This is a genomic window from Enterovirga sp. CN4-39 (assembly GCF_049446235.1).
Taxonomy (GTDB): Bacteria; Pseudomonadota; Alphaproteobacteria; order Rhizobiales; family Beijerinckiaceae; genus Enterovirga.
In genome coordinates this window covers 101,852-114,407 of the sequence record NZ_JBMSEF010000007.1, presented here as the reverse complement: position 1 = coordinate 114,407, position 12,556 = coordinate 101,852, and the positions used below count along the sequence as shown (strand labels likewise).

The window sequence follows — 12,556 nt, the reverse complement described above, 5'->3', positions numbered from 1 at the left end:
TGGTCACCCAAGCAAATTGAGTCCTGATGCCTCCCGCCAACGCCCTCGTCACGCGCATCGAGCCGCCGCACCGCGAGTTTCGTGAGCAGCCGAGCAACATCGATGCGGAGCAGGCCCTCCTCGGCGCGATCCTGGTCAACAACGACGCCTTCTATCGGGTGTCGGACTTCCTGACGCCGGAGCACTTCTTCAACCCCGGGCACCGCAAGATCTACGAAGTCGCCTCGACGCTCATCAAGGCCGGCAAGGTCGCGACGCCCGTGACGCTGCGGACCCACATCACGGACGTGGATTTCGGCGGCCTAACCCCGCCTCAGTATCTCGCCCGGCTCGCGGCCGAGGCGACGACCATCATCAATGCGGAGGATTACGGCCGCACGATCTACGACCTCGCTACGCGCCGGAACCTCATCCGGATCGGCGAGGAGGTGGTGAACACTGCCTACGACGCCCCCGTCGAGCTCTCGCCACGGGACCAGATCGAGGCGGCGGAGCGACACCTCTATGCGCTCGCGGAAACGGGACGGACGGAAGGCGGCTTCCAGCGCTTCTCTGATGCGCTGACGTCCGCGATCGACATGGCGGCGGCCGCTTTCAAGCGCGCGGGCCGCCTGTCCGGCATCTCGACCGGGCTTGCGGATCTCGACAAGCAGATGGGCGGCCTGCAGCCCTCCGACCTTATCGTCCTCGCCGGCCGCCCGGGCATGGGCAAGACCGCGCTTGCGACGAACATCGCCTTCAACGTCGCGAAGGCCTACCAGGGCGAGAAGCAGCCGGACGGCTCGATCAAGACGGTGAATGGCGGCATCGTCGGCTTCTTCTCGCTCGAAATGTCGGCCGAGCAGCTCGCCACGCGCGTGATCGCCGAGCAATCGGGCGTGCCGTCCTACAAGATCCGCCGCGGCGACATGCGCGAGGACGACTTCTACAAGATCACCGCCGCCGCCCGCGAGATGCAGACGACGCCATTCTACATCGACCAGACGGGCGGCATCTCCATCGCCCAGCTCGTCGCACGGGCGCGGAGGCTGAAGCGCCAGCGCGGCCTCGACCTCCTCGTCGTAGACTATATCCAGCTGCTCTCCGGCTCATCCAAGAAGGGCGACAACCGCGTTCAGGAGGTGACCGAGATCACCACGGGCCTGAAGGCGCTCGGGAAGGAGCTGAACGTTCCCGTGATCGCGCTTTCCCAGCTCTCGCGTCAGGTCGAGTCGCGCGACGACAAGCGACCGCAGCTCTCCGACCTTCGCGAATCGGGCTCGATCGAGCAGGACGCGGACGTGGTCATGTTCGTGTTCCGCGAGGAATATTACCTCGACAAGCGCGAGCCCAAGATGGGCACCGAAGAGCACATGAAGTGGCAGGCCACGATGGACGAGATCCACGGCAAGGCCGAGGTGATCATCGGCAAGCAGCGCCACGGCCCGACCGGCACGATCAAGCTCGCGTTCCAGGCGGATGTCACGCGCTTCACCGATCTCGCGCAGGAGGAGAGTCTCCCTGAGCAGTACTAGGGCAGCGGCCTTCGCCCCGGCGACCCTCACCATCGATCTCAGCGCGCTCGCCGCGAACTGGCAGCTCCTGCGCGACCGCGCCTCGCCCGCGGAATGCGCAGCGGTCGTCAAAGCGGACGCCTATGGGATCGGCATCGAGCCTGCCGTCCGCGCGCTCTGGGGCGCCGGGTGCCGCACCTTCTTCGTCGCGCATCTATCCGAGGCCGGGCGCGTCCGCACCGAGTTGCCAGAGGCCACGATCTACGTCCTGAACGGACTGCTGCCCGACGCCGCGCCGGGCTATCCGCCGGGAAAACTCCGTCCGGTTCTCGGCTCGGCCGAGGAGTTGCGGGACTGGGCGGCGTTCTGCGACTCCGAGGGAGCGCGCCTGCCGGCGGCCATCCATGTGGATACGGGGATGAACAGGCTGGGCCTTCCGCCGAGCGAGGCCATCGCGCTCCGCGGCGATCCTCTTCTCACCCATTTCGAGCCGGCCCTGTTGATGAGCCATCTGGTGGCCGCCGAGGTAGCGCAGGATCCGGTCAACGCCGCGCAGATCGCGGCTTTTGCGGCAATCCGCTCCGCACATCCAGGCATTCCTGGCTCGCTCGCCAATTGCTCGGGCCTCTTCCTGCCCGAGGCTCCGATGCATGACCTGGTGCGGCCCGGCTACGCCCTCTACGGCGGCAACCCGACTCCCGGCCGGCCCAATCCCATGCGCCCGGTGGTTCGGCTGGAGGCGCGCATCCTCCAGGTTCGCGAGATCGGCCCGGGAGATCGCGTCGGTTACAACGGGCGCTGGTCCGCCCCGGGACGGCGACGGGTCGCCACGCTTTCCGTGGGTTATGCAGACGGCTACCCACGCGTCGCCGGCGCGACGGATGCCGACGCCGAGGCAGGGCTGGACCGAGGCGCGGCTCTCGTCGGTGGTGTCCTCTGCCCCTTCGTCGGCCGCGTCTCGATGGACCTCATCGTGCTGGACGTGACGGACGCCCCGGCATCGGAGGCCAAACGGGGTGGTACGGCCGTGCTCATCGGAGACGGCCTGGACCTGGACGAGGTGGGCCGCCGGGCGGGCACGATCGGGTACGAGATCCTGACGGGCCTGGGCCGCCGCTATGCGCGGCGCTACGTGGGCGCCTGATGGCCAAGCACCCCAACTTCATCTGCCAGAGCTGCGGCGCGGTCTACAATCGATGGCGCGGCAAGTGCGAGGCTTGCGGCGGATGGAACACCGTCGCGGAGGAGAGCGGGACGGCGGGTCCCCTCGCCGGCCCGGCTGCCATCAGGCCGTCCCGCGCGAAGGGCCGCGTCTTTCCCCTGCAGGCGCTCACGGGCGAAAACCGCGATCCGCCGCGGACTCGCACGCTGAATGGCGAGTTCGATCGCGTGCTCGGCGGCGGCCTTGTGCCCGGCTCCGTGATCCTCATCGGCGGCGACCCGGGCATCGGTAAATCGACGCTGCTCATCCAGGTCGCGGCGACCCTCGCCCGCGGCGGGAACCGGGTCACCTACATCTCGGGCGAGGAAGCGGTGGCCCAGGTCAGAATGCGCGCCGAGCGCCTCGGGCTCTCGTCCGCTCCCGTCGAACTCGCGGCCGAGACGAATGTGGAGGACATCGTAGCCACCCTCTCCGAGGGCGCGGCTCCGCGTCTCGCGGTCATCGACTCGATCCAGACCATGTGGACGGAAACCGTTGAATCCGCCCCGGGCACGGTGAGCCAGGTGCGCGGCAGCGCGCAGGCGCTCATCCGCTTCGCCAAGACGCACGGGACGGCCCTCATCCTCGTCGGCCACGTCACCAAGGACGGGCAGATCGCGGGCCCGCGGGTCGTCGAGCACATGGTGGATTGCGTCGCCTCCTTCGAAGGCGATTCGGCGCACCATTTCCGCATTCTGCGCGCCGCCAAGAACCGCTTCGGCCCGACCGACGAGATCGGGGTCTTCGAAATGACGGACCAAGGCCTCGCCGAGGTCCCGAACCCCTCAGAGCTGTTCCTTGCCGGCCGCGACATGGCGACGCCCGGCGCGGCGGTCTTTGCCGGCATGGAGGGCACCCGCCCGCTTCTCGTCGAGGTGCAGGCGCTGGTCGCCCCGACGTCGCTCGGCACGCCGAGGCGCGCGGTGGTCGGGTGGGATCCCGCCCGTCTCTCCATGGTTCTGGCCGTGCTCGAGACGCATGCCGGCGTCAGGCTCGGCGGCCACGACGTCTATCTGAACGTCGCGGGCGGGCTTCGCATCTCGGAGCCGGCGGCCGACCTGGCCGCTGCGGCCGCGCTCGTGTCGTCCCTGACCGGCACGGCCCTGCCTGCAGAAAGCGTGTTCTTCGGCGAGATCGGCCTCTCCGGCTCGGTCCGGCCAGTCACGCAGAGCTCCGCCCGGATCAAGGAAGCGACGAAACTGGGCTTTGCGGCCGCCTATTGCCCCAATCCTTCAGGCGAGCGGGAGGAGCGCAGCCCGGCCGCTATCGGACTGGCGCATGTCGCGGACCTCGTCGCGCGGGTCGCCGGTTCGCGCCGCCGCGCTGCCGCCGCGGAGTAGTGCGGGAAGCCCACACCGTATGCGGGAAAACCGCGCGGCCCCTTGGATTTGGTGACGCTTCGAAGCGCAGCGGCTATAAGCGGAGCTTCGCACGTAGACGTCTTGTCGTCCCGCACCACCCTCGGACAGCCTCATGTCGGCCTCGCTGCCCATCTCGATCCTCGATCTCGTCGTCATCGGGGTCGTCATCATCTCGGCGCTGCTCGCGGCCGTCCGGGGCTTCACGCGCGAGGTTCTCGCGATCGTTGCCTGGGTCACGGCAGCCGCGGCGGCGTGGTTCCTTCACCCGCTGCTCCGCCCCAAGATTGCGGAGCACATCGCCAATCCGACAGTCGCCCTCGTGGCCGCCATCGGCATCATCTTCATCATCACGCTGCTGATCGTCTCGATCGTGACGGTGAAGGTTTCGGACTTCATCCTCGATTCGCGCATCGGCGCGCTCGATCGGACCCTCGGCTTCGTCTTCGGTGCCGCCCGTGGCCTGCTGATCTGCGTGGTCGGCTGGGTGTTTCTGGCGTGGCTTGTCCAGGGCAAGATGCCCGAATGGGCGAACACGGCGCGCTCGCGTCCGATGCTCGAGAACACCGGCAACAGCCTCATTGGGATGCTGCCCGATCCCGACGGCCTGATGGCGCAGCTTCGCAAGCGCCGCGAGGATGGCACCGGCGCCCCGGCCGACGATTCGGCTCCCGCTCCCAGCCGCGGCTGATCGGGTTTCTGGACCGGCGGTCTTCGACGGAGTTCAGCGCGGGAAACGCGCTGAATCAAGTTGCATCGCGCTGGCGTAATGGCGCGGATGGCACTACATGACCGCTTTACCGCTGCGAGAGGACAGGACCTTGCCCCCAGCGTCGCGCGCCGAGCCAAGCGACATCGGCGAATTCGATCTGGAATCCGACAGGTTGCACGAGGAGTGCGGCGTGTTCGGCATCTTCGGCCATCCAGACGCGGCGACGATTACCGCCCTGGGGCTGCACGCACTTCAGCACCGTGGCCAGGAGGCGGCCGGTATCGTCTCGTATGACGGCCGGGTCTTCCATCTCGAACGCAAGCTCGGCCTGGTCGGCGACAATTTCTCCGACCGCAACACGATCGAGCGGCTTCGCGGACACGGCGCGATCGGCCACGTGCGATATGCGACGACCGGCGAGACGGTGCTGCGGAACGTTCAGCCGCTCTTCGCGGAAGTCGAGGGCGGCGGCTTTGCAGTCGCCCACAATGGCAATCTCACCAATGGGATCTCGCTGCGGCGACAGCTCATCAGGGACGGCGCGATCTGCCAGTCGACCACCGATACTGAGGTGGTCCTCCATCTGGTGGCGCGGAGCCGCAAGCCCTTCATCGTCGACCGCTTCGTGGATGCCCTCCGGGAGATCGAGGGCGCCTATTCCTTCGTTGCGCTTTCCAACACCAAGCTCATCGGTGCACGCGATCCGCTCGGGATCCGGCCGCTGGTGCTCGGCGAGCTGGACGGCCGCTACATCCTGGCATCCGAGACCTGTGCGCTCGACATGATCGGCGCGCGCTTCGTTCGCGACGTCGAGAACGGCGAGGTCGTGGTGATCTCGGAGGACGGCGTGCAGTCGCTTCGGCCCTGGCCGAAGGAGCCAGCGCGTCCGGACATCTTCGAATACATCTACTTCGCCCGGCCGGATTCGGTCGTGAACGGACTACCCGTCTACACGGTCCGCAAGGAGCTCGGTGCGGAGCTCGCCCGGGAGGCCCCCGCCGACGCGGACGTCGTGATCCCGGTGCCGGATTCCGGCGTCCCGGCGGCGATCGGCTTCTCCCAGACGAGCGGCATTCCCTACGAGCTGGGCATCATCCGCAATCACTATGTCGGGCGCACCTTCATCGAGCCGACGCAATCCGTGCGTGAACTCGGTGTCAGGATGAAGCACTCCGCCAACCGGGCCGTCGTCGAGGGCAAGTCCATCGTGCTCGTGGACGACAGCCTCGTGCGCGGCACGACCTCGGTGAAGATCGTCCGGATGATGCGCGATGCCGGCGCGAAGGAAGTGCATTTCCGCATTTCCAGCCCGCCGATCACGCATCCCGACTTCTACGGCATCGACACGCCGGAGAAGGACAAGCTGCTCGCGGCCACGATGGATCTGGAGGAGATGTGCCGCTACATCGGAGCGGACAGCCTGGCCTTTCTTTCCGTCGGCGGCGTCTACCGGGCGATGGGCCATGAGCGCCGCGACCCGATCCGGCCGCAGTTCACGGACCATTGTTTCACCGGCGATTACCCGACGCCGCTTACGGACCTCGCGGTCGCGAGCCCGAGGAAGCTCGCGATCCTCGCCGAAGCCGACTGAAACGCAGTTCGAGACATGGCAGACAAGCTTCTCGCCGGCCGCCTTGCCGTGGTGACCGGCGCCTCGCGCGGCATCGGTCGGGCGACGGCTCTGGCGCTGGCGGAAGCCGGCGCGCATGTGATCGCGCTCGCCCGCACGCAGGGGGCGCTGGAGGAACTGGACGACGAGATCCAGGAAAAGGGCGGCACCGCGACCCTCGTTCCCGTCGACCTGATGGACTTCGCGGCGCTCGACCGGCTCGGAGCCGGCATCAACGAGCGCTGGGGCAAGCTCGACATCCTCTTCGGCAATGCCGGCATCCTGGGCGGGCTCGCTCCCCTGGGACATTACGACCCGAAGACCTGGGACGGGACGATGGCCGTCAACGTCACGGCGAACTGGCGCCTCATCCGCTCGCTCGATCCGCTGCTGCAGAAGTCGGATGCGGGGCGGGCGATCTTCGTGTCGTCCGGCGCCGCGCATAAATGCACCGCCTACTGGGGCGTCTACTCGGTCTCCAAGGCCGCCCTCGAGGCTCTGGCCCGAACCTACGCGGCCGAGACGGCGACGACGCCCGTTAAGGTCATGCTGGTCAATCCGGGCCCGCTCCGCACCCGCATGCGGGCGGCCGCGATGCCGGGCGAGGATCCGGAAACCCTGCGTACTCCAGAGGATCTCGCGCCGCACATCCTCCGCCTCGCCTCCCCGAGCTGGACGGAAAGCGGGAAGATCTACGACTTCCCTCAGGACCGGTTGCTCACGCCGCAGATGCCGGCCTGAGCGCCCTCCGACCTAGTCCCAGACCTTTTTCTTGCCCTCGAACGGGTTCTTGCCCGAGCGCAGGGATAGCCGGATCGGCACGCCCGGCAGGTCGAAGGTCTGCCGCAATCCGTTCACCAGGTAGCGCGTATAGGCCTTCGGCAGCGCGTCGAGCTGGTTGCCGAACAGCGCGAAGTGCGGCGGGCGCGCCTTAACCTGCGTCATGTAGCGGATCTTGATCCGCCGGCCGGACACGGCCGGAGGCGGGTGGGCCGACAATGCCTCGGCCAGCCAATCGTTCAGCCGCGCAGTCGAAACGCGGCGGCTCCAGACCTCGGACGCCTGCACGACCGCCGCCATGAGGCGGTCGAGACCCTCTCCGGCCAGGCCGGAGAGCGGAATGACGGGCGCCCCCCGGACCTGCGGCAGCAGCCGCTCGGCATCCTCCCGGAGTTCCTTGAGGAGCCCCGGCCGATCCGCGACGAGATCCCACTTGTTCAGGCCGATGACCAGGGCACGGCCCTCGCTCTCGATCAGGTCCACGATCGAGAGATCCTGCTTCTCGAAGGGTATCGTCGAATCGAGCAGCACGACGACAACTTCGGCGAACCGGATCGCCCGCAGCGCGTCGGCGACGGAGAGCTTCTCCAGCTTGTCCTCGACGCGGGCTCGCTTCCGCAATCCGGCCGTGTCGAAGAGGCGGATCGCCTTGTCGCGCCATTGCCAGTCGACGGAGATCGTGTCGCGGGTGATGCCCGCTTCCGGCCCGGTGAGCAGGCGATCGGCGCCGATCATCCGGTTCACCAGCGTCGACTTCCCGGCATTGGGTCGCCCGACGATAGCCACGCGCAGCGGCTTGCCGGTGGAGTCCTCGTCGTCGTCCTCCGACCCTTCGAGGTAGGGCTCGATCGCCTCCAGGAGGCCGCCCATGCCTTCGCCATGTTCCGCGGAGAGCGGGACCGGGTCGCCAAGGCCGAGCGAGAAGGCATCGTAGGCGCCGGTTATCCCGCCGCGGCCCTCGGCCTTGTTGGCAAGGAGCACGACGGGCTTCCCGGAGCGCCGGACGAGTTCGGCGAAGGTCTGGTCCGCGGGAAGGATGCCGGCCCGCGCGTCGACCAGGAAGAGCACGAGATCCGCCTCGTCGATGGCGGCTTCCGTCTGTTGGCGCATGCGGTCGGACAGCGAGCCCGGTTCGGCCTCTTCCAGCCCCGCCGTGTCGATGACCCGGAAGTCGAGATGCCCGAGTTCCGCCTCGCCTTCGCGGCGGTCGCGGGTCACCCCCGGCCGGTCGTCCACCAGCGCGAGCTTCTGCCCGACCAACCTATTGAAAAGCGTCGACTTGCCGACATTAGGCCGGCCGATGATCGCGACCGTCCGCATCGGCCCCTCTCTACTGAACTGTCTGGACTGGGCCGCCAGCGGCGAGCGCCGTGTAGATCTCAAGCCGCGACCGCAGCCCAGGCGGCGTGTCCCGGTCGGTTGCGATCTGGTCGAACCAGCGGCTCGCCACATCCATGTTGCCGGCCTGCAGGGCGGTCAAGCCAAGCAGCTCCCGGGCAGTGTGCCGCCAGGCATTCGTAGGCGTCGCAAGCCGCTCGAGCTCTGCCGTGGCGCCCTGCGCCTCGGCCCCGCCAAGCCGCAGCATCGCCGCCCGCAGACGCGCGAGATCGCGAAGCGAAGTCTCCACCGAGGTGTCATTCGCGACGGCGTCGAAGGCCTTTGCGCCCGCCTCCGGGCTTCCTTTTCCGGCTTCGGCCGCGGCGCGCAGACGAGCGAGCGGCCCGTAACCGCCGCCTCCTTGAGCAGCAAGTGCATCGAACGCCTTCTGTGCCTCGTCGGCCTTGCCGTCACGCGCGAGCGCTGCGGCTGCGTCATACTGGGCGGACGCGGCCTCCGAGCGCTGCAACTCGACATGCTGCCAGTAGCGCCAGCCCGCTACGCCGGCCACGAGCAGGAAAGCGACCCCGACGATCAGAGCGCTGTAGCGTTTCCAGATCTCTGCAATTCGCTGGCGACGATACTCCTCGTCGACCTCGCGGATGAACTCGTCCATGTCCGTCTCGGCGGCGGGCCGTCATGCCCAGAGCCGCGCTCGCTAACATACAGGTTCCGCGAAGGCGAGGCGCACCACCGCCATGCGGCATCGTCGGCTGCCAAGAAAAAAGAAACCCCGCCGGACGGAGCCGGCAGGGTTTGAGCGACGGTTGGACCACGAGGACCGTCGTGCGGGAAGCGTAACCGTGAATCCTCGGGAAGGTTCCTGCTATTTACGCGTGTATGAGGCGTAAGCTGCAGGTGTGGCGATCAGGCACCAGGCCAGACTGGGACCCCGATCAGCCAGGGGTGCAGCCAACGCGCGAAGACGAACCACGCCACGGCGCCCACCACCACCGCAATCACGTCGTTACGCCAGCCGGCCTGCTCGACCGCGGGGCCGGCGTGGTCGCGGACCTCGTCGCGACGCCGCTTCAGGCTGATCCGGGCGATGACGGCCCAGGCGAGTATTCCGCCGAACAGGAGCATGGAGCCCAGATCGCCGTTCGAGATGAGGTGCGCGAAGGCCCAGATCTTCACGCCCGCGAGCATCGGATGCTTCAGCGTCCGCTTGATTCGCCCCGGAAGGTACGCGGCCGCGACGCAGATGAAGGCGAGCAGATTCAGGGTCAGCGCGAGGTGCCGCGTCCAAACCGGCGGGTACCAGACGTTGATCCACTCCCCCGCCCGGTACTGGCCGAAGCCGTAGGCGATCAGGACAATGCCGGCCACGGACAGGAGCGAGTAGAGCCCTTTGTAAGGCCCCTCCCCCAACCTTGCGACAAGGGCTGCGCGACGCTCGCGCGCCATGGTGAAGGCGTGGGTGCCGAGGAATAGGACAAGTCCGAGGACCAGAATCAACATCGGGTATCTCTGCAAGAGCCCGTCAAAGCATAGCGGATACGGTCCAGCCGGCGAACGTCACATCTCGAGCGGAAGGATCTCCCATGCGAATGTCCCAAGGCGGTTGGGGAGCGATCGCGCTCGCGGCAGCGCTGTCGGCAACGTCCGCCAGGGGTGCAAGCGAGCCCCCTCTTGCGGCCGTAACCCTGGTCGGTCCCACCGAGATGGTGTTCTCGGCAAAACGCGACGCCTGCGACGGGGACGACGTCCCGGACGCACCTGCACGGGCCTTCCGGGACGCGGAGGGCGGGATCGTGATGTTCGGCCTTCACACGAAGAACCGGGCCCTGCGGGGACGCGATTTCGCCGCGCTCAAGATCGATTGCCAGCCCACGATGCCTTCCGGGGGCGATGCCGAGCCTGCCTCGTATGACGATGCAAGCTGGATCGCCGCGACATGGAGCGAGGACGGGCGCAGCGTGCAGGCGCTGGTGCATCATGAATACCAGGCCAACACGCATCCCGGCCGATGTAGCCGGAAGGAATATCTCGCCTGCTGGTACAACACGGTGGTGGCCGCCTCGTCACGGGATGGGGGCCGGAGCTTCGAGCGTGGAGCACCGCCGGTCGTGGTGGCGGCCGCCCCGTTCCGGCAGGAGGTCGGGCAGGGGCGCCACCGTGGATTCTTCAATCCCTCCAACATCTTCGGGCAGGGCCGGCAGCGCTTCTTCTTGTCGTCCACAACGGGCTGGGCGGGACAGGACGGCGGCGCGTGCCTTTTCCGGACTGATCAGCCGGCCGACCCGTCCTCCTGGCGCGCCTTCGACGGGAAGGACTTTGTCCTCCGGTTCGGCGATCCCTACCGGAACGGCGCCGGGGTGAAGCCGTGCAGGACGATCTGGCCTTTTCCCGCACCGGTCGGCTCGGTCACGAGGCATCGACCGACTGGCGCCTGGATCGCGGTCTTCCAGGCCTCCGCCAGCGGCGACCTCTTCCCCGAGCCCGGCTTCTACTCGACCTCGTCGCGCGACCTCCTGCGCTGGGACAAGCCCCGCCTGCTGCTCGCGGGTAAGACGCTCTATGACGATCCTTGCACGTCCGGCGGACGGCTCATCTCCTATCCGTCGCTGGTCGACCCGGAGGCGGAGGGCCGCAATTTCGACGACGTAGGTGTGTCGGCCGACCTGTACTACGCGACCCTGAAGGTCGAGGGCTGCCAGATTACATCCGACCGCGACCTCCTACGCCGCCGCGTGGCCATCCAGGTCTGGCCCTGAGGCCAGGACTGCCATCCCCAGGACGCCGGAACGGCCGTTACGTCTACTCGTTGCCTCCGCGATGTGGGCCGAAGGTCGGCCCGGGAGGAATGCATGAAGGGGTTCTCAACGGCTCTCGCGATGTCCTGTGCTCTCGCCCTCGCTGCAGCGACCGGTGCTGCCGCCCAGGGTGCCGGGAGCCCGGCGGGGGGTTCACAGGCGACGGGGACGCCACCCCACGCCGGCTCTACGCACGGCACGGGCGCTGCGGCACCTTCCGCCGGCTCCGCCGTGCAGGGTAGTGGCAATTCGGCGAATTCCGGGGTCGGGCGGATAGGCGGTGCCGCGACCTCCGGAACCGGCCAATCCTCCAAGGGAGGTCAGGGCAATTCGGGCACGTCGTCCTCGGGCTCGATGAACGCTCCACGCTGAGTTCGATCGAAAACCGTGAGCTTTCGGCGAACCACCTGGACGTCCCGTCGTTGAATGAACGTGCGCTTGGCTACGCTGAGAGATCGGCCCGGCCAGCGGAAAACCACCGGAGGAGAACATGATCAAGACGAGCGCTGCCGCTCTGCTTCTGTCGTCAGCCCTGATGACCGGCGCGGCCTTCGCCCAAACCGCCACCACGACGGATACGGCGCCGGCGGCCGGCCAGCCGGCAATGACGACCAGCCAGCCTGCGGCCTCGCCGGCCGCGACGAGCGGCTCGGCGCAGTTCCTCACCGAGCAGGATCAGGGCCAGTATCGCGCGTCCCGGTTCGTCGGACTGGCCATCTACGGCCCGGACAACCAGCGCATCGGCGACGTGAACGAAATCCTGATCGACGGCACCGGCAACGCCAAGGCGGTCGTGATCGGCGTCGGCGGCTTCCTCGGGATCGGCGAGAAGAACGTCGCCGTACCCTTCTCGGCCGTCGAATGGGTCAACGAGCGTCCCGTGACCACCGCGTCGACGAGCGGGACGGCCGGAACCGGCACCGCGACCACGAACGCGAGCCCGCCGGCAGCATCCTCGGCCGGCATGGGCGCAGGCACGACCGCCTCGCGCGACGCGTCCACGACGGGCTCGACGACGGCGGCTCCGGCGCGCTCGACCGCCGAGACGGCCGCCGCGAACGGCTATCCGGACCACGGCAAGGTTCGGATGTCGAAGTCGGAGCTCCAGAACGCGCCGACCTTCAAGTGGTACGGCGACAAGAAGTAACCGAAGGTTCGTAACGCCTAAGCCTTGGAAGAGCCCGGCATTCGCCGGGCTCTTTTTGTTTCCGCCGCTGCTCGGGGCCGGCCGTCGCAAACGCCCCTAAAAGCACAGCTTGACCGAGCGCCC

11 protein-coding genes are annotated in these 12,556 nt (G+C 67.9%); 8 read left to right on the top strand and 3 right to left on the bottom strand.

Annotated elements, in window-relative coordinates:
• The first annotated feature begins 26 nt into the window (after nt 1-26).
• The 6 genes from ACO2SS_RS13495 to ACO2SS_RS13470 all read left to right on the top strand — a co-directional run bounded on the left by ACO2SS_RS13495 (nt 27) and on the right by ACO2SS_RS13470 (nt 7,114).
• Nucleotides 27-1,514, top strand: coding sequence for a replicative DNA helicase (locus ACO2SS_RS13495; protein ID WP_423278192.1), 1,488 nt, complete (start codon nt 27-29; stop codon nt 1,512-1,514).
• The gene (gene alr, locus ACO2SS_RS13490; RefSeq protein WP_423278191.1) at nt 1,459-2,637 is read left to right on the top strand and encodes an alanine racemase; all 1,179 of its coding nucleotides are present in this window, start codon (nt 1,459-1,461) and stop codon (nt 2,635-2,637) included. Before ACO2SS_RS13495 ends, alr begins: the two co-directional genes overlap by 56 nt.
• Nucleotides 2,637-4,034: a DNA repair protein RadA gene (gene radA / locus ACO2SS_RS13485; RefSeq protein WP_423278190.1), complete on the top strand. Its 1,398-nt coding sequence runs from the start codon at nt 2,637-2,639 to the stop codon at nt 4,032-4,034. The genes alr and radA overlap by 1 nt, the downstream gene beginning before the upstream one ends.
• Before the next feature lie 145 nt (nt 4,035-4,179).
• The gene (locus ACO2SS_RS13480) at nt 4,180-4,743 is read left to right on the top strand and encodes a CvpA family protein (RefSeq protein WP_423278337.1); all 564 of its coding nucleotides are present in this window, start codon (nt 4,180-4,182) and stop codon (nt 4,741-4,743) included.
• 97 nt (nt 4,744-4,840) lie between these two features.
• Nucleotides 4,841-6,355, top strand: coding sequence for an amidophosphoribosyltransferase (purF, locus tag ACO2SS_RS13475; protein WP_423278189.1), 1,515 nt, complete (start codon nt 4,841-4,843; stop codon nt 6,353-6,355).
• A 15-nt stretch (nt 6,356-6,370) separates the two neighbouring features.
• Nucleotides 6,371-7,114: an SDR family NAD(P)-dependent oxidoreductase gene (locus ACO2SS_RS13470; protein ID WP_423278188.1), complete on the top strand. Its 744-nt coding sequence runs from the start codon at nt 6,371-6,373 to the stop codon at nt 7,112-7,114.
• 12 nt (nt 7,115-7,126) lie between these two features.
• On the opposite strand, the gene der is transcribed toward ACO2SS_RS13470, so the two are convergent.
• From der to ACO2SS_RS13455, 3 genes are all read right to left on the bottom strand, one after another.
• The gene (der, locus tag ACO2SS_RS13465; RefSeq protein WP_423278187.1) at nt 7,127-8,473 is read right to left on the bottom strand and encodes a ribosome biogenesis GTPase Der; all 1,347 of its coding nucleotides are present in this window, start codon (nt 8,471-8,473) and stop codon (nt 7,127-7,129) included.
• A gap of 10 nt (nt 8,474-8,483) precedes the next feature.
• The gene (locus ACO2SS_RS13460; protein WP_423278186.1) at nt 8,484-9,146 is read right to left on the bottom strand and encodes a tetratricopeptide repeat protein; all 663 of its coding nucleotides are present in this window, start codon (nt 9,144-9,146) and stop codon (nt 8,484-8,486) included.
• Between the two features lie 251 nt (nt 9,147-9,397).
• Nucleotides 9,398-9,991: an NnrU family protein gene (locus tag ACO2SS_RS13455; RefSeq protein ID WP_423278185.1), complete on the bottom strand. Its 594-nt coding sequence runs from the start codon at nt 9,989-9,991 to the stop codon at nt 9,398-9,400.
• An 89-nt stretch (nt 9,992-10,080) separates the two neighbouring features.
• On the opposite strand from ACO2SS_RS13455, the gene ACO2SS_RS13450 reads away from it, so the two are divergent.
• The gene (locus tag ACO2SS_RS13450) at nt 10,081-11,247 is read left to right on the top strand and encodes a hypothetical protein (protein ID WP_423278336.1); all 1,167 of its coding nucleotides are present in this window, start codon (nt 10,081-10,083) and stop codon (nt 11,245-11,247) included.
• A gap of 529 nt (nt 11,248-11,776) precedes the next feature.
• Nucleotides 11,777-12,433, top strand: a complete 657-nt coding sequence (locus tag ACO2SS_RS13445) for a PRC-barrel domain-containing protein (protein WP_423278184.1) — start codon at nt 11,777-11,779, stop codon at nt 12,431-12,433.
• Nucleotides 12,434-12,556: the final 123 nt, after the last annotated feature.

What these genes read in the sequence shown, in the direction of transcription:
- purF (WP_423278189.1), top strand. Translation starts at nt 4,841, where the DNA reads ATGACCGCTTTACCGCTGCGAGAGGACAGGACCTTGCCCCCAGCGTCG.
- ACO2SS_RS13460 (WP_423278186.1), bottom strand. Translation starts at nt 9,146, where the DNA reads ATGGACGAGTTCATCCGCGAGGTCGACGAGGAGTATCGTCGCCAGCGA.
- ACO2SS_RS13495 (WP_423278192.1), top strand. Translation starts at nt 27, where the DNA reads ATGCCTCCCGCCAACGCCCTCGTCACGCGCATCGAGCCGCCGCACCGC.
- ACO2SS_RS13450 (WP_423278336.1), top strand. Translation starts at nt 10,081, where the DNA reads ATGTCCCAAGGCGGTTGGGGAGCGATCGCGCTCGCGGCAGCGCTGTCG.
- radA (WP_423278190.1), top strand. Translation starts at nt 2,637, where the DNA reads ATGGCCAAGCACCCCAACTTCATCTGCCAGAGCTGCGGCGCGGTCTAC.
- ACO2SS_RS13455 (WP_423278185.1), bottom strand. Translation starts at nt 9,991, where the DNA reads ATGTTGATTCTGGTCCTCGGACTTGTCCTATTCCTCGGCACCCACGCC.
- der (WP_423278187.1), bottom strand. Translation starts at nt 8,473, where the DNA reads ATGCGGACGGTCGCGATCATCGGCCGGCCTAATGTCGGCAAGTCGACG.
- ACO2SS_RS13445 (WP_423278184.1), top strand. Translation starts at nt 11,777, where the DNA reads ATGATCAAGACGAGCGCTGCCGCTCTGCTTCTGTCGTCAGCCCTGATG.
- ACO2SS_RS13470 (WP_423278188.1), top strand. Translation starts at nt 6,371, where the DNA reads ATGGCAGACAAGCTTCTCGCCGGCCGCCTTGCCGTGGTGACCGGCGCC.
- alr (WP_423278191.1), top strand. Translation starts at nt 1,459, where the DNA reads ATGTCACGCGCTTCACCGATCTCGCGCAGGAGGAGAGTCTCCCTGAGC.